General features: G+C 64.7%; 13 protein-coding genes and 1 riboswitch. Of the genes, 4 read left to right on the forward strand and 9 right to left on the reverse strand.

Annotated elements, in window-relative coordinates; genetic code table 11:
• Positions 1 to 151: 151 nt before the first annotated feature.
• From K2O50_RS10380 to K2O50_RS10390, 3 genes are read left to right on the forward strand one after another with little or no spacing between them, the layout of a single operon-like run.
• The gene (locus K2O50_RS10380) at positions 152 to 637 is read left to right on the forward strand and encodes an Hcp family type VI secretion system effector (RefSeq protein WP_050706181.1); all 486 of its coding nucleotides are present in this window, start codon (positions 152 to 154) and stop codon (positions 635 to 637) included.
• 23 nt (positions 638 to 660) lie between these two features.
• Positions 661 to 1,347, forward strand: coding sequence for a DUF4225 domain-containing protein (locus K2O50_RS10385; RefSeq protein ID WP_162232970.1), 687 nt, complete (start codon positions 661 to 663; stop codon positions 1,345 to 1,347).
• Positions 1,347 to 1,628, forward strand: coding sequence for a hypothetical protein (locus K2O50_RS10390; RefSeq protein WP_050706179.1), 282 nt, complete (start codon positions 1,347 to 1,349; stop codon positions 1,626 to 1,628). Before K2O50_RS10385 ends, K2O50_RS10390 begins: the two co-directional genes overlap by 1 nt.
• Positions 1,629 to 1,741: 113 nt before the next feature.
• Here the strand turns inward: K2O50_RS10390 and K2O50_RS10395 are convergent, their stop codons facing one another.
• The 9 genes from K2O50_RS10395 to K2O50_RS10435 all read right to left on the reverse strand — a co-directional run bounded on the left by K2O50_RS10395 (position 1,742) and on the right by K2O50_RS10435 (position 13,902).
• Positions 1,742 to 2,686: a carbohydrate kinase gene (locus tag K2O50_RS10395; protein ID WP_050706178.1), complete on the reverse strand. Its 945-nt coding sequence runs from the start codon at positions 2,684 to 2,686 to the stop codon at positions 1,742 to 1,744.
• A gap of 41 nt (positions 2,687 to 2,727) precedes the next feature.
• On the reverse strand, positions 2,728 to 4,218 hold the full coding sequence (gene xylB, locus K2O50_RS10400) for a xylulokinase (RefSeq protein ID WP_052895965.1): 1,491 nt from the start codon (positions 4,216 to 4,218) through the stop codon (positions 2,728 to 2,730).
• 16 nt (positions 4,219 to 4,234) lie between these two features.
• Positions 4,235 to 5,710 (reverse strand): mannitol dehydrogenase family protein, encoded by a 1,476-nt coding sequence (locus K2O50_RS10405; protein WP_050706177.1) that lies wholly within the window; start codon positions 5,708 to 5,710, stop codon positions 4,235 to 4,237.
• 365 nt (positions 5,711 to 6,075) lie between these two features.
• Positions 6,076 to 7,188: an ABC transporter ATP-binding protein gene (locus tag K2O50_RS10410; protein WP_050706176.1), complete on the reverse strand. Its 1,113-nt coding sequence runs from the start codon at positions 7,186 to 7,188 to the stop codon at positions 6,076 to 6,078.
• Between the two features lie 178 nt (positions 7,189 to 7,366).
• Positions 7,367 to 8,200 (reverse strand): carbohydrate ABC transporter permease, encoded by an 834-nt coding sequence (locus K2O50_RS10415; protein ID WP_050706175.1) that lies wholly within the window; start codon positions 8,198 to 8,200, stop codon positions 7,367 to 7,369.
• A 10-nt stretch (positions 8,201 to 8,210) separates the two neighbouring features.
• Positions 8,211 to 9,134 carry a carbohydrate ABC transporter permease gene (locus tag K2O50_RS10420; protein ID WP_050706174.1) on the reverse strand — a complete coding sequence of 308 codons (924 nt, stop codon included), beginning with the start codon at positions 9,132 to 9,134 and terminating at the stop codon, positions 8,211 to 8,213.
• A gap of 70 nt (positions 9,135 to 9,204) precedes the next feature.
• Positions 9,205 to 10,515 (reverse strand): sugar ABC transporter substrate-binding protein, encoded by a 1,311-nt coding sequence (locus K2O50_RS10425; RefSeq protein ID WP_050706173.1) that lies wholly within the window; start codon positions 10,513 to 10,515, stop codon positions 9,205 to 9,207.
• A gap of 264 nt (positions 10,516 to 10,779) precedes the next feature.
• A complete protein-coding gene (locus tag K2O50_RS10430) occupies positions 10,780 to 11,685 on the reverse strand; it encodes an AraC family transcriptional regulator (RefSeq protein WP_050706172.1) in 906 nt (301 codons plus the stop codon).
• 90 nt (positions 11,686 to 11,775) lie between these two features.
• The gene (locus K2O50_RS10435) at positions 11,776 to 13,902 is read right to left on the reverse strand and encodes a TonB-dependent siderophore receptor (protein ID WP_050706171.1); all 2,127 of its coding nucleotides are present in this window, start codon (positions 13,900 to 13,902) and stop codon (positions 11,776 to 11,778) included.
• A 108-nt stretch (positions 13,903 to 14,010) separates the two neighbouring features.
• A riboswitch (cobalamin riboswitch) is annotated at positions 14,011 to 14,216 on the reverse strand.
• A 160-nt stretch (positions 14,217 to 14,376) separates the two neighbouring features.
• Here K2O50_RS10435 and K2O50_RS10440 point away from each other — a divergent pair.
• Positions 14,377 to 15,123 carry an outer membrane beta-barrel protein gene (locus K2O50_RS10440; protein WP_050706170.1) on the forward strand — a complete coding sequence of 249 codons (747 nt, stop codon included), beginning with the start codon at positions 14,377 to 14,379 and terminating at the stop codon, positions 15,121 to 15,123.
• The last annotated feature ends 3 nt before the right edge of the window (positions 15,124 to 15,126 follow it).

A 15,126-nucleotide genomic window follows, 5' to 3' on the forward strand; every position in this document is an offset into this window, starting at 1 on the left:
AGAGATAACAATGCGGGCGAATTATTTTGATCAAGGCGTTACATTGGAAATATTTTTAAAATATTCGGTACATGTGTTTCAGAAGGGTCCTACATACAGGTAGGTTCTAAATTCATAGCCTTCGAGCCTTCACCTACAGGGAGTTGGCGAAATGGCTCATCACGGTTACATGTCTATTAAAGGGCGGCGTCAAGGCCTGATCTCCGCAGGTTGCTCAACAACCGACTCAATTGGCGGTCGATGCCAAATCGCTCATGTGGACGAAATCATGGTGCTTTCGTTTAGCCATAATTTTTCCAATATGGGCAATACCGAGCGCGCGACGCATCGCCCAATTCTGATAACCAAATACATAGACAAAGCGACACCGTTGTTGGCGGAGGCATTGGCCAGCCGGGAAACAATGGAGTGTCGCCTCAATTTGTACCGTATCAACGCTGCGGGTAAGCAAGAGTGTTATTTCAAGGTTGAGCTGTCAGACGCGATTGTTGTGGATCAGCGCCTGGAAGTGCCTCACTCGGTTTTGCTCAATGCACAGGAACCTCAGGAATATCTCGCTATTCGCTATGGATCAATCGAGTGGCATCATCTGATTGCCAACACCAGCGGTCATGCAAAGTGGGGCGAAAGTCGATGAGGGACGACGATCGCAGCTCTAGCATGGACCATGACCTTTGGGAGCTAAGCAGCCTGGCGGCTCGCCTGACCCAGTATGCCTGCGAAGTAGGTGCGCGGCATTTGGACGATGGCGTTCTCAGAGCTCAGTTCACCCAGGAAATTGCCTACCTTGGGCAAGCGGTTGTCGATGAGGTGCGTACGGGTAACCTCTCGGCGGAGGAGGGGCGCGATGCCCTTGAACAAGCGTATCGCGAACTGCTCGCGCAGGTCTGGGAGTACTCAAGGCTGGTTGCGGGGGTGACCGCAGGTGTTTTGCAAATTAGTACAGGCGTGGCTGTCTGCGAGCTGTCACTGGGCGCTGGTTGCATGATTGGAGGTTTGCCATTGATCTTGCACGGCGCGAACAATATCTATGAAAACGGTCTTAACATTGTAAACGGACGTGGCGGTACAGTTGGGCCTGTGCGCAGGGTTTATCAGGATCTGGCGGTAGCAGCAGGCGGGGTGAATGCCCACGGTAACGTGGCCTACGGCGTCCTGGATCTGGGACTGTCGGCGTATAGTCTGGGCCGTTTGGTGTTGAGGCCGGGCACCTGGCGGTTGTTCCGTTACATAGAGGCCGACAAAGCCCGCGCAATAAAAACCATGAGTGCTCATTCGATAGTCTTCGAGGTGGGAATCGATATGCTGACAGGAGAGCAGGTTATCGTCGAGTTGAGGGATAGATAATGGCTTGGCTGTTTGTCGTGTGCGTGGTGCTTGGCGTGTGCTCGGCATTTGTCTTGCGCGCCAAGTGTTCAGGACCGCGTCTCGGCTATGGGTTGTTTTGTATTTGTCTGATTTATAATCTTTTCTTTATTACCTATTACATGAGAGTCCTGGAGTTTGACCGGTTTTTGTTTTTTGGGTATCAGCCGGAGTTTGTCAGGGAAAACATCATTGTCGGGTGGGCGGCGTTGGTTGGGGTGCTTCTGCATTGTGGGGCAATGCCTTCTAGGGGCAGTGCTTGAGTGGTTGGAGTAGTTGAGGTCGTGATGGTGGTTTGGGCTGAAATCGCCGGGACCGCTTTGCGGTCCTTTCGCGGCGCAAGGCCGCTCCTACAGGGGGCGGCGTTTGGGTTGGGTTAGGCTATAGGTGGCAGCTCATGCTCGAAGGGCAGGTTCGGGCCTGTTCGTGAGCAGGTGATCGCTGCGGCATGGATTGCGTAGGCGAGGATTGCATCGATGGTTTCATGAGGGAGCTTCGCCACACCGGCCGGGCTGTCTGCACCTAGGCGTGCGAGGTAGGCGAGCACGGCGGCTTGGAAGGTGTCACCGGCGCCGACGGTGTCGCTTACCGGCAACGACGTATCCGCCGGGCGCTGCCATGAACCATGTGCGCAATGCACGCTGGCTCCGTCTGCTCCATGGGTGATGAAAACGAGTCGGCAGCGATCGTTCAGCCAGCCTCGCGCCACATCACGCGTCTCCCGGCCTGGATAGAGCAGGGCGATATCTTCCTCACTGGCCTTGATCACATGCGCATGCCCGGCAAACGCTTCCACCCGCCGCCGCCACAGCGCCACATCCGGCTGCGGATTAAGCCGCACATTCGGATCAAGGCTGATCAGCCGCCGGTCCCGCTCGTGCTCCACCAGTGTCATCAGCGTATCGGCCACGGGCTGCACCACCAGGGTGTACGAGCCCACATGGATCCCCCGCACATGCTCATCCAACTCCGGCAGATGCGCCAGCGTCACCTGCCGATCCGCACAGCCTTCACCGCGAAACTGATACTGCGCCGAGCCATTGGCATCCAGCCCGACCATGGCCAAGGTGGTCGGTGCACCGCTGGTTACCACATAGCGGCAGTCCACCCGTTCCTCTTCCAGCACCCGGCGCAGCCGGGCACCGAGGTAGTCGCTGGACAACCCGCCGAACAACGCTGATTCCACGCCCAGCCGGCGCAGGCCGACGGCCACGTTGAACGGCGATCCGCCGGCAATCGCGGTAAACCCCAGCTCGCTGCTGCGGTTGCTGTTTTCCACGCTGAAGACATCGAACAGGGCCTCGCCACACACCAGGTACATGCAGTTCTCCAGAACGAAAGATTAGGGAAGGATACCCGCACTCAGCGCGCAGGCAGTTGCTCCCGGTAGCGTTGATAGGCGACCTCGTACTCGGCCTGTTGCGCCGGACGGGGCAGGGTTCGGGTGCTTTCGTCGAGGGCGACGCAGCGTTTGCACAGGGTTTCGAGGCTGTCGCCCTGGCCCAGCTGGCGACCGAGGCTCCAGGCGGCCTGGATCGCGGCGCCCAGGGCGGCGGCTTCGGTCTGTTGGGGGCATACCACTGGCAGGCCGAGCAGGTCGGCCAGTGTCTGGCGCCACAGCGGGCTTTTTGCCGCGCCGCCGACCAGGCGGATTTCGCTGCCTTGGAGGCCGCTGGTACGTAGCAGGTCGAGGCCGTAACGCAGGCTGAAGCAGGTGCCTTCGAGCACGGCGCGGCAGAGGTTGGCGCGGGTCAGGTTGGCGCTGGTCATGCCGTGCAGGCTGGCCGTGGCTTCGGGCAGCGCGGGCACGCGCTCGCCGTCGAAGAAGGGCAGCATCAGCAGGCCGTCGGCGCCGATCGGGGCTTGGGCGGCGAGGGCAGTGAAACGCTCGAGGTCGAGCGCCAGCAGGTCGCGCACCAGGGCGCAGGCGCTGGTGAGGTTCATGGTGCAGATCAAGGGCAACCAGCCGCCGCTGGAAGCGCAGAAGGTCGCCACTTCGCCCTGGGCGCTGACGTGGGGTTGGTCGGCGTGGGCGGCCAGGGTGCCGGAGGTGCCGAGGCTCAGGGTGATCATGCCGGGGGCGATATTGCCGGTGCCGATGGCGCCGAGCATGTTGTCGCCGCCGCCCGTGGTCACCCAGGTCTGCGGGCTCAGGCCGAGGGCAGTGGCGGTCTGTTCGCGCAGGGTGCCGATGCCATCGCCGGATTCGACCAACTCAGGTAGCGCAGCCAAAAGACGCTCGCCCGGCTCGATGTGCTGAAGGACATCGGGCGCCCAGGTCCGTCGGCGCACATCGTAGTAACCGGTGCCGGAGGCGTCGCCGGGCTCCGTACAGACGCGACCGGTCAGCCAGTAATTCAGGTAGTCGTGGGGCTGCAGGATATGGGCGAGGCGGGCGAACAGCTCGGGATGTTGGCGCTTGGTCCATAGCAACTTGGACAGGGTATAGCCTGGCGCGATCACCAGCCCGAGGCGTTCGAGCGAGCCTTGGGCGCCACCGAGGGCATCGAGCAGTGCCTGGTTCTCGGGCGCGCTCTCGGTGTCGCACCAGAGCTTGGCCGGGCGCAGCACCTGGCCCTGGGCGTCGAGCATCACCAGGCCGTGTTGCTGGCCGGATACCGCCAGCGCGCGGATCGCGTGGCCATCCACACCGGCTTCACGCAAGGCAGCGGCCACCGCCGCACGCAAGGCATCCAGCCAGTCGGCGGGATCCTGCTCGCGCCGGCCGTCACGGCCCTGGGGCGGCGCGTGGGCGGCGCTGCCCAGGCCAAGCACCTGGCCGCTGCCGGCGTCCAGCACCAGGGCCTTGGTGCCCTGGGTGCCGCAGTCGATGCCGAGGAACAATCCGTCCATTTCGAAACACTCCGTGTTAGTCGCCGAGGACCTGGCGCAGGGTTTCACTCACGCCGACTTCACGCAAGCTGTCGTACAGGCGCTCGAAGGCGCTGACGAAAGCCTTGGACGCGGGGATGGCGCTGCCGAAGATCGCCTCGTCGCCCAGCACCCGGGCGGCCAGGCCGTCGCGCTGCACCACCCGGGCCTGGCAATCGGCGGCGCGGGGGTCGGGGATGCCGTAGCGGTTGCCGTGCTCGTCTTCGCCGCGCAGGTACAGGGCCCAGGCGGCCACCACCAGGGCCACGCGCTCCAGCGGCTTGCCGTCGGCGATCAGGCGGTTGGCGGTGGGCACGATGAACTTGGGGAACTTCGACGAGCCGTCGGAGCACACGCGCTCCAGCTGGTCGGCGATGGCGCGGTTGGCGAAGCGTTCGCCGAGGCTTTGCTTGTAGCGCTCAAGATCGATGCCGGGCACCGGGGCCAGTTGCGGGGTCACGTCCTGGTCCATGAAGGTGCGCATGTAGCGGCGCAGCAGCGGGTCGGCGAGGGTTTCGTGGACGAAGCGGTAGCCTTGCAAATAGCCCAGGTAGGTGAGGGCCAGGTGGCTGCCGTTGAGCAGCTTGATCTTCATTTCTTCATAGGGGGTGACGTCGTTGGTGAACTGCACGCCGACCTTTTCCCAGGCCGGGCGACCGGCGACGAAATTATCTTCCACCACCCATTGCAAGAACGGCTCGCACACCACCGGCCAGGCATCGTCGACGCCGTGGCGCTCGCGCAGTTGCTGGCGGTGGGCGGAGCTGGTCATCGGGGTGATGCGGTCGACCATGGCGTTGGGGAAGCTGACGTGGCTGGCGATCCAGTCGGCCAGGTCGGGGTCGAGGCGCTGGGCGAAGGCCAGCAGGGCCTTGCGGGCGACGTCGCCGTTGTGCGGGAGGTTGTCGCAGGACATCACGGTGAACGGGCCGGTGCCGACTTCGCGGCGGCGGCGCAGGGCTTCGCAGAGGTAGCCGAACACGCTTTGCGGGGATTGCGGGTTGGCCAGGTCGTGCTGGATTTGCGGCAGGTCGGCGCGGAACTCGCCGGTGCTGTCGTCGATGCAGTAGCCGCCTTCGGTGATGGTCAGCGAGACGATGCGGATGCCGGGTTCGGTCAGTTTGGCCAACAGCGGTTCGGCGCCGTCCTCGGCCAGCAGCATGCCGTTGATGGCGGCGATCACGCGTACCTTGGTGTCGGGCTGGTCGCCCAGTTCGAACAGGGTGTAGAGATGGTCCTGGCCGGCCAGGGCGTCGCGCATGGCGCGGTCTTCGCTGCGCAAGCCGATGCCGCAGATGGCCCAGTCGAGGCCTTCGCCGCAGTTCATCAAGGCGTCGGTGTAGGCGGCCTGGTGGGCGCGGTGGAAGCCGCCGACGCCGATGTGGACGATGCCCTGGCGTAGCTGGGTTGGGTCGTAGCTGGGGCGGGCTACGGTGGGGGGGAGGTGGTTGAGGTTGGAGTGGCTGAGTTTCATGCTGGGGGCATTCCTTATCGAGGTCATGTTGGATCGCGTGATGGCGGCGAGGTGCTTGACGGGAGCCTTGTGGCGTTCTTGAGATCGAGCGCCGCCCGCGCGGCGCATCGCGGCACAAGGCCGCTCCTACATTTGTTGCAACGTACCGAACCTGTCAGGCCATGGTTGCCCGCCTTGGTGCATGTCTTGAGGCAGGTGAGGCGGCAGTGGTGCCCACGCTGAAACCGCGTCGGGCCAACAAGGCGGACCAGGCAATGGCACAGGATTGACTGGCCCGAAACAGATGTAGGAGCGGCCTTGTGCCGCGATGCGCCGCGCGGGCGGCGCTCGATCTCATAGGCGCCACAACCCTCTCGGTGAACACCTCAGGCCACCTGCTGCAATCGCTTGTCGATCGCCTGGCCGTTGCTGTCGAACAGGTGGCAGTGGGCGGGATCGAAGGTCAGTTCCAGCGCCTCGCCAAAGGCTGGTGCGAAGTCCCCGCGCACTCGCACGGTAAGCATTTCCCCGGAGGCGGCGCGCATATGGCAATAGCTGTCGCTGCCCAGTCGCTCGCTGACATCGGCAGTCACCTGCAGCGAGCCTTGGGTACCTTGCCCGGCACGGTCGATGTTCAGGTGCTCAGGGCGAATCCCCAGCGTCACCTGGCTACCGGTAAGCAGCTCCCCCGCGCACAACGGCAGGGCGATACGGGCGCCGCACTCAAGCGCCACCTCGCACTGGCTGCCCTGGTTACGGCTCAGGTGCCCACGCAAAAAGCCCATCTTCGGTGTCCCCAGAAACCCCGCGACAAACAGATTGGCCGGATGGTGGTACAGCTCCAGCGGCGAGCCAACCTGCTCGATGCGCCCGCCGTTGAGCACCACCACCTTGTCAGCCAGGGTCATCGCCTCGACCTGGTCATGGGTCACGTAGATCATGGTCGCGGCCAGCTCCTGGTGCAGCCGCGCCAGTTCCAGGCGCATCTGCACGCGCAGGGCGGCGTCGAGGTTGGACAGCGGCTCGTCGAACAGGAAGATCTTCGGATTGCGCACGATCGCCCGGCCGATTGCCACTCGCTGGCGCTGGCCGCCGGAGAGCTGGCGGGGCTTGCGTTCGAGCAGCGGTTGCAGCTCGAGGATGCGCGCGGCGTTGTCGACCTTGGCGGTGACTTCCTGCTTGCCGACGCCGGCCAGATCCAGAGCGAACGACAGGTTCTTGCGCACGGTCATGTGCGGGTACAGGGCGTAAGTCTGGAATACCATGGCCAGGTCGCGCTTGGCCGGGGCGGTGTCGGTGATGTCGGCGCCGTCGAGGGTGATGCTGCCGCTGCTGACCTCCTCGAGGCCGGCGATCAGGCGCAGCAGGGTGGACTTGCCGCAGCCGGAGGGACCGACGAACACCACGAACTCGCGGTCGCGCACGTCCAGGTCGATGCCCTTGATGATGGCGTGGCCATCGAAGCCTTTGTGCAGGTTGCGGATTTTCAGGTCAGCCATGGGGGGTGTCCTCGTCAAGGCGTGGAAAGGGGGCGTGGAAAGGGGCTGGCGTGGGAGCGGGTAGCGTGGGAGCGGGCTTGCCCCGCGATGCAGGCGGCGCGGTGGATGGCACCGGCGTAGCCGGTGATCGCGGGGCAAGCCCGCTCCCACGCCAAACGCGAAATCAGGGGCCTCGGCATCATTTGACGGCCCCAAACGAAAGCCCGCGCACCAGCTGCTTCTGGCTGATCCAGCCAAAGATCAGGATCGGCGCGCAGGCCAGGGTCGAGACGGCCGAGAGCTTGGCCCAGAACAACCCTTCAGGGCTCGAATAGGACGCCACCAACGCAGTCAACGGCGCGGCGGCGGACGAGGTCAGGTTCAGCGACCAGAACGCCTCGTTCCAGCACAAAATCAACGACAGCAGCAAGGTCGAGGCCAGCCCGCCGCGGGCGATCGGCAGCAGCACGCGGACGATCTCCTGCCAGGTGCCGGCGCCGTCCAGCCGCGCGGCTTCGAGGATGTCCACGGGGATGTCCTTGAAGTAGGTGTACACCATCCACACCACGATCGGCAGGTTGATCAGGGTGTAGACGATGATCAGCGCCAGGGGCGAATCCAGCAGGCCGAACTGCTTGGCCAGCAGGTAGATCGGCATCAACACGCCCACCGGCGGCAGCATCTTGGTCGATAGCATCCACAACAGCGTGCGCTTGGTGTGGCGGGTCTCGAAGAAGGCCATCGAGTAGGCCGCCGGCACCGCGATCAGCATGCACAGCAGGGTCGCCGAGAACGAAATCAGCACCGAGTTCCAGGCGTAGGCGAAGTAGTCGCTGCGCTCGTTGATGTGCAGGTAGTTCTCCAGCGTCGGCGCGAAGATGAACTGCGGCGGCGTGGCGAAGGCGTCCAGCTCGGTCTTGAAGCTGGTCAGCAGCATCCAGAAAATCGGGAAGAAGATCACCAGGGCGATGGCCCAGCACAGCAGGCCGAGCAGCGCGTTCTTCAGGGTGCGGGTTTGCTTGAGTGTCAGCATGGCGGGCTCCTCAGCTGCGCGCGGTGAGGTTCTTGCCGATCATGCGGACCAGCACGATGGCGGCGATATTGGCGATCAGCACGGCGATCAGGCCACCGGCCGAGGCCATGCCGACGTCGAACTGCAGCAGCGCCTGGTTGTAGATCAGGTAGGCGAGGTTGGTGGACTCGTATCCCGGGCCGCCGCTGGTGGTGGTGAAGATCTCGGCGAACACCGACAGCAAAAAGATCGTCTCGATCATCACCACCACGGCGATTGGCCGGGCCAGGTGCGGCAGGGTCAGGTGCCAGAAGATCGCCAGCGGGCCGGCACCGTCCAGGCGCGCGGCTTCCTTCTGCTCCTGGTCCAGCGACTGCATGGCGGTCATCAGGATCAGGATGGCGAACGGCAGCCACTGCCACGACACGATCAGGATGATCGACAGCAGCGGGTAGTGCGCCAGCCAGTCCACCGGCTGCGCGCCGAACAGGCGCCACACGGCGGCGAGAATCCCCGACACCGGGTGGAAGATCAGGTTCTTCCACAGCAGCGCGCTGACCGTGGGCATGATGAAGAACGGCGAGATCAGCAGCACCCGCACCACGCCGCGGCCCCAGAATTCGCCGGCCTCCAGCAGCGCGGCGATCAGCACGCCGAGCACCACGCTGATCGCCAGCACGCTGCCGACCAGGGTCAGGGTGTTGAGGGCGCCGGGCATGAAGCCGGCGTCGGTGATGAAGAAGCTGAAGTTCTCAAGGCCCACGAACTGGTTTTCACCGGGGTACAGCAGGTTGTAGCGGATCAGCGAGAAATACAGGGTCATGCCCAGGGGCACGATCATCCACAACAGCAGCAGCGCCACCGAAGGGCTGACCAGGAACCAGCCGGGGCCGACGCGGCGTTTGCCGGGGCGCGCGGTGGCGAGGCTCGGGGTGTCGAGGGCCGATGTGTTCATGGCGACTCCGTGTGCATCGGAAAGGGGCGGTCACCGCGCCGGGGTTCGGCGCGGTAGGCGGCGGTATGGGCTACTTGGGGTAACCGGCGCGCTTCATCTCGCGTTCGGTGGACTGCTGGGCCGAGGCCAGGACCTGGTCCACTTTCATCTGCCCGGTGAGCGCAGCGGAAAATAGCTTGCCGACCTGGGTACCGATGGCCTGGAACTCGGGGATGGTCACCAGCTGGATGCCGACGTAGGGCACGGGCTTGAGGGTAGGGTGGTTGGGGTCGACGCGCTTGAGCGATTCCAGCGTCACCTTGGCGAACGGCGCGGCGGCCAGGTACGCGTCGCTGTAGGTCGAGGCACGGGTGCCCGGTGGCACGTTGGCCACGCCTTCCTGCTCGGCCACCAGCTTGCCGTAGGCCTCGGAGGTGGCCCAGGTGGCGAAGGTCCTGGCGGCCTCCTTGGCCTTGGAGCTGGTGGGGATCGCCAGCGCCCAGGAATACAGCCAGGTGGCGCCCTTGTCGGTGACCTCCTTGGGGGCGAAGGTGAAGCCGACCTGGTCGGCGACCTTGCTCTGGCTCTTGTCGGTGACGAACGAGCCGGCGACGCTGGCATCGACCCACATCGCGCACTTGCCGCTGTTGAACAGCGCGAGGTTTTCGTTGAAGCCGTTGCTGGAGGCGCCGGGCGGGCCGTATTGCTTGAGGGTGGTCACATAGAAATTCAGCGCGTTCTTCCACTCGCTGCCACTGAATTCGGGTTTCCATTGCTCATCGAACCAGCGCGCGCCGAAGGCGTTGGCCACAGTGCCGATCAGCGCCATATTCTCGCCCCAGCCGGCCTTGCCGCGCAGGCAGATGCCGTACTGGCCCTGGTCGGGGTGGTTGAGCTTGGCGGCGAACTCGCCGAGCTGGGTCCAGGTCGGTTGCTCGGGCATGCTCAGCCCGGCTTTTTCGAACAGGTCCTTGCGGTAATAGGTGATCGAGGCTTCGGCGTAGAAGGGCAGGGCGTACAGCGTGCCGTTGGCCGACAGGCCGTTGCGCACCGAGGGGAACACGTCGTCGAGGTTGTAGTCGGCGGGCAGGTCGGTCATCGGTGCCAGCCAGCCCTTGGCGCCCCACAGCGCGGCTTCGTACATGCCGATGGTCAGCACGTCGAACTGCCCGCCCTGGGTGGCGATGTCGGTGGTCAGGCGCTGGCGCAGCACGTTCTCTTCGAGCACCACCCACTTGAGCTGGATGTCCGGGTGCTGCTGCTCGAACACCTTGGCCAGGCGCTGCATGCGGATCATGTCGTTGTTGTTGACCGTGGCGATGGTCAGGGTCTCGGCGGCCTGGACGTGCAGCGGCAGGCTGAGGCAGGCGGCGGCCAGGCAGGCCTTGATCGAGTCGTTCATCGGTGAACTCCCTCGGGGATGACGTTATTGTTTTTGTGTCGCTCGCTGCCGATTACACCGTTGTGTGACGACGCCGACAAAGCCTCGCCTGCACCTTGACTGATACTTTTTTGCTGTATGCGCGCCCCCTGTAGGAGCGGCCTTGTGCCGCGAAAGGGGCGCGCAGCGGCCCCAGGGTTTCGGCGTTAACGCATCAATCGCCGGGGCCGCTACGCAGCCCTTTCGCGGCACAAGGCCGCTCCTACAGGAGGTTGCGTATGACGTTCAGCCCCGGTTTTGCTCGGTCAGCCGCTGGGTCACCAGGCTGCGGTAGTCGGACGGGGTCATGCCCTTGAGCTGCAAGAAGCGCCGGTTGAAGTTCGACAGGTTGCTGAACCCCGACTCGAAGCACACCTCGGTCACCGGCAGCTCGCCCTTGGCCAGCAGCTCGCACGACTTGCTCACCCGCAGCCGGTTGACGAACTCGACGAAGCCACGCCCGGCGGCCTGCTTGAAGAACCGCGAGAAGTAGGTCGGCGTCATCCCCAGGTGCTCGGCCACCTCGTTCTGGCTCAGGTCCTGGGCGTAGTGCTGGAAGATGTAGTCCACCGCCCGGTTGATGCGCTCGACGTTGTGCTCGTCGGCCAGCTGCGAGGAGGTGACGGTGGACAGCAGCTGGTAGTCGTCACAGGCGGCCAGCTGCTCCATGAGGATAAAAAAGTATCCCAGGCGGGTCATGCCGCGGCTGTCGGCGATGCGCTGCAGCAGGTGGCGGCTCTCCTGGATCAGCGCCGGATCGCGGAACTCGATGCCATAACGCGCCCGGGCCAGCAGCGGGGCAAGCTGGGTGAGCTCGGAGAACACCTGGCCGCCGTCCTCGAGCACCTCGTCGGTGAAGTTGACCAGCATGTCGCGCTTGCCCACTACCTCCTCGGGGCCGACCTGGCTGATCCAGTTGTGCGGCAGGTTGGGGCCGGTGAGGAACAGCGTGTCGGGGGCGAAGTTGCCGATGTAGTCGCCGATGAACACCTTGCCGGCGCTGGCGACGATCAGGTGCAGCTCGTATTCCTTGTGGAAATGCCAGCGCACCAGCGGGCTGGGGAAGCCGTGCTGGCGGTAGATCAGCGAGGCGCCTTCGTGGTCGTCCATCAGCTCGTAGGACGGATCGGTGACTTTGCTCGGTCTGGGCATGGCGGTGGCTGGGCCTGGAGGGCGAGGTGTCATCCTAGCCTGAAGCGGTGTTGCCGGGCAGCTGGCAAATGCTCGCTGCCGGCAATGGCCTCAGAAGCTGTAGTCGAGCGTGGCGAAGTACGAGCGTGGCGCACCCAGCAGCCATTGCTCGCCGCTGAAGCTGGACTGGGCGTACTGGCGATCGAACAGGTTGTTCAACTGCAGGCCCAGGCGCACGTCGGGCAGCACCTGCCAACCCAGGTTGGCATCGACCACCGTGTAGCCCGGCACGCGCTGGTCGTTGGCGGCGCTGGAATAGCGTTCGTCGACGTAGCGCAGGCCGATGCCGGCATCCACGGTCTGGCCGAAGCCCTTGCCCAGCCACAGGTTGGCGGTGCGCCGTGGCACGTCCTGCGGGCGGTTGCCGGCGCGGTCGTTGACCGTGCCGTTGTCGCCTTCCTCGAGGAAGTCGTCGTACTTGGCCCGCACCAGCGCGGCGTTGGCCGAGAGTTGCCACTGGTTGCCCAGCGCCAGTTCCAGGCTGGCTTCCAGGCCGTCGGAAGTCTGCTGGCCGGCCTGCTGGCTGTCGTGGGTGAGCGGGTTGTACACCGGCAGCTTTTTCTTGACGATGTGATAGGCCGCCAGCGTCCACTCGCCACGTGCATCCCAGAACCGTTGCTTGAGGCCGATCTCGGTCTGTTTCGCTTCGGTCAGCTCCAGGCGCTTGTTCGGCCGCTGGGTGAGCAGGTCGCCGACGCCATCCTCGCTGGTGGAGTACTGCCCGTACAGCGACAGGTCGTCGCTGAGGGCGAACACCAGCCCGGCGCGCCAGTTGCCGCCTTGCAGGCTGCGGTCGCTGCGGGCGTTGTTGACCAGGTCGTCGCGGCCGATGTGGTTCTGGTCGCGGCGGATACCGGTGACCAGCGCCAGGCGCTCGGTCAGCTGGGTGCGGTTCTCGGCGAACAGGGCGAAGGTATCGACCTTGGACAGCGTCTGCGCGTGGGTCGGGCTGAGGCTGTGGAAGCCGCCCGGCGCCGGATGCCACGGGTCGAGCGGGTCGCTGCTGCCATCGTGGTAAGGCGAGTTGCTGTCGACGTTGAAGCGGATGCGGTTGTATTCGGCGCCGACCACGGTCTTGCTGGCCAGGCCGAACAGGCCATGGTCGAAGGTGAAGCTCTGGCGATCGCCGAGCTGCTCCTGGTTATGGCGGATCTCGAAGAAGTTGCCGCGCTGGATCACCCCGTTGGCGGCATCCCAGGTGTAGGACTCGGCGTTGCGCCACTGGCGGCGGCTCTTGATGTAGTACAGCTGGTTGCTGGCGCTGACGCTGTCGCTGAGGGTCCAGTCGCTGGTCAGGCGCGTCCACTCGTCGTGGTAGCGCTGCTCGTCGTTGCCGACGTTGTAGTTCTTGTGGCGCACGCTGCTGCGCAGGTGCCCGTCGATCAGCGGGGTGCCGTAGTAGTTGGCCGGTTGCGCGTCGCCGCGTTCGTGGGCGAGGGTGAAGCTCAGGTCGTCGCTGGCATCGAAGCGCAGGGCGGCGCTGAGGGCCAGGCTGCGCGAGTCGGTGCGGTCGACCCAGCCGTTGCCGGCCTGCTGGTTGAGGGTCACGCGGTAGCTCAGGCGCTCGCTCAGGCTGCCGCCGCTGTCCAGGCCCAGCTGCTGGCGGTCCCAGGAGCCGTAGCCCAGGCGCAGGTGGTTGTGGATGTCGCCGGCGAACGGCTTCTTCGGCACCACGTTGACCACCGCGCCGGTGGCGCCTTCGCCGTACAGCACCGAGGCGGGGCCGCGAACCACGTCGATGCGCTCGACCATCCACGGGTCGACCGGAAAGGTCAGGGTGCCGGCGCCGGCATACAGGCGCGAGCCGTCGAACAGGGTCATCACCGAGTTCTGCCCGGTGAAGCCCCGCGCCGACAGGCCGGTGCCGCCGTCGCCCGGGGTGCCGATGAAGGTCAGGCCCGGCGAGCGGGTCACGGCGTCCTGCACGGTGAGGTTGTTGCGCTGCTGGATCTGCGCCTCGGTCAGGCTGCTGGTGCTGGCCGGGGTGTCCAGGGCGCTGAGGTTCAGGCGCGAACCGGCCGGCGTCGGCGTGGCCAGGTCGATGGCCTGTGGCTCACGGGTATCGGTGATGGCCGTGGAGGGCAGGGTGACGGGCGTCGCTTGCTGATCGTCGGCCAGCGCCGGCAGGGACACGGCCAGGCAGGCCGCCAGGGTGTGAAGCTTGTTGAATCGGGACATGTCGTTCCACTGCTGCAGGAAGAAATGGATCCCGGTGGAAAACACGCAACGGTGAAGCGCGCACGCAGGCGCGCACGCGGATACCGGCCTGCGCCCGCCCACCGCGGGTTGCCAAGTAGAGCCTCAGGCCGGTCTCCGGGCTTGCGAGGGGCGTGAAGCCTTCACCTTCCCATGCGTGCGCACAGTGGTCTGTCGAAGGATTCGCTCGCTTACCGTTGCGGGGGCAGCGCCGGACTTGTCGTGACAACGACGCACCGGCTTCCCGTTTCACCCTGCGCGCGGCGGCGCAGGACACCTGAAACTGGCGCGCATCTGACCATCGAACGGGCAGGGAGTCAATCGTTCGAATGGGTGGAGAAACTGTGACGGACATGGCGGTTTAGAGCGGCTTGGCAAAATTTTTCGAACTTTTGCCAAGCCCGTTGTCTCGAACCGGTCGTTCGCCTTTCATTCACGTCATGGAGACTTTTGCGAATGTCTACCCGTAACCTGCTGCGCCACTCCTGCCTGCTTGCCCTGCTCGGTGCCCCTCTGGTCGCCACGGCGGCACCGAGCACCGACCCGCTGTTCAGCCTCGGCTTGCTGGGTTCCTACGACAAGTTCAAGTTCGAGGGAGGAAGCGAGTCGGACAAGGAACACATGGGGCAGGGCGGTGTGTTCGCCACGTTCGGCAACAAGATGACCGCCGAATCCGGGTTCATCTACCAGATCGGTGCCGAGGCCAAGTACGGCAAGAAGAACGACAACAAGCTCAAGGAAGCCCAGGCCGATCTCGACCTGGGCTGGCGCGCCGCGCTGGATGCGCGCAACTTCGTCGACCTGACGGTGGGCGGCGGCTACAGCTGGACCCGCTTCGAGCCCGAGATCAACGATCTCGATACACGGCTGACCTACAAGTCGCCGTTTGCCAAGGCCGCGTTGGGTTACAACCACCAGTTCGACGCGTCTACCCTGCGCGTGGAAGTGGGGGCGCGCCACACCATTGATGGCCGCGCACGGCTGAAAGTCGATGATTTCGGCAGCGACAGCGTCGACATGAAGGACCGCACCAATCCGTATGCGGAGGTCACGTTGTTGATGAACCAGCAGGGCGGCATGCCGGTGCAGGTGGGGGCGTACTACACCCACACCGAGTACAAGCTGGACGAGGACACTCCGGTGGCCGACAACACCAAGCTCAAGCGCGACGAGTTTGGGGTGAAGCTGGGGTTGGCGTTCTAACCG

Source organism: Pseudomonas sp. 2hn, from assembly GCF_019646095.1.
Classification (GTDB): Bacteria; Pseudomonadota; Gammaproteobacteria; order Pseudomonadales; family Pseudomonadaceae; genus Aquipseudomonas; species Aquipseudomonas peradeniyensis.

What these genes read in the sequence shown, in the direction of transcription:
- K2O50_RS10380 (WP_050706181.1), top strand. Translation starts at nt 152, where the DNA reads ATGGCTCATCACGGTTACATGTCTATTAAAGGGCGGCGTCAAGGCCTG.
- K2O50_RS10385 (WP_162232970.1), top strand. Translation starts at nt 661, where the DNA reads ATGGACCATGACCTTTGGGAGCTAAGCAGCCTGGCGGCTCGCCTGACC.
- K2O50_RS10390 (WP_050706179.1), top strand. Translation starts at nt 1,347, where the DNA reads ATGGCTTGGCTGTTTGTCGTGTGCGTGGTGCTTGGCGTGTGCTCGGCA.
- K2O50_RS10395 (WP_050706178.1), bottom strand. Translation starts at nt 2,686, where the DNA reads ATGTACCTGGTGTGTGGCGAGGCCCTGTTCGATGTCTTCAGCGTGGAA.
- xylB (WP_052895965.1), bottom strand. Translation starts at nt 4,218, where the DNA reads ATGGACGGATTGTTCCTCGGCATCGACTGCGGCACCCAGGGCACCAAG.
- K2O50_RS10405 (WP_050706177.1), bottom strand. Translation starts at nt 5,710, where the DNA reads ATGAAACTCAGCCACTCCAACCTCAACCACCTCCCCCCCACCGTAGCC.
- K2O50_RS10410 (WP_050706176.1), bottom strand. Translation starts at nt 7,188, where the DNA reads ATGGCTGACCTGAAAATCCGCAACCTGCACAAAGGCTTCGATGGCCAC.
- K2O50_RS10415 (WP_050706175.1), bottom strand. Translation starts at nt 8,200, where the DNA reads ATGCTGACACTCAAGCAAACCCGCACCCTGAAGAACGCGCTGCTCGGC.
- K2O50_RS10420 (WP_050706174.1), bottom strand. Translation starts at nt 9,134, where the DNA reads ATGAACACATCGGCCCTCGACACCCCGAGCCTCGCCACCGCGCGCCCC.
- K2O50_RS10425 (WP_050706173.1), bottom strand. Translation starts at nt 10,515, where the DNA reads ATGAACGACTCGATCAAGGCCTGCCTGGCCGCCGCCTGCCTCAGCCTG.
- K2O50_RS10430 (WP_050706172.1), bottom strand. Translation starts at nt 11,685, where the DNA reads ATGCCCAGACCGAGCAAAGTCACCGATCCGTCCTACGAGCTGATGGAC.
- K2O50_RS10435 (WP_050706171.1), bottom strand. Translation starts at nt 13,902, where the DNA reads ATGTCCCGATTCAACAAGCTTCACACCCTGGCGGCCTGCCTGGCCGTG.
- K2O50_RS10440 (WP_050706170.1), top strand. Translation starts at nt 14,377, where the DNA reads ATGTCTACCCGTAACCTGCTGCGCCACTCCTGCCTGCTTGCCCTGCTC.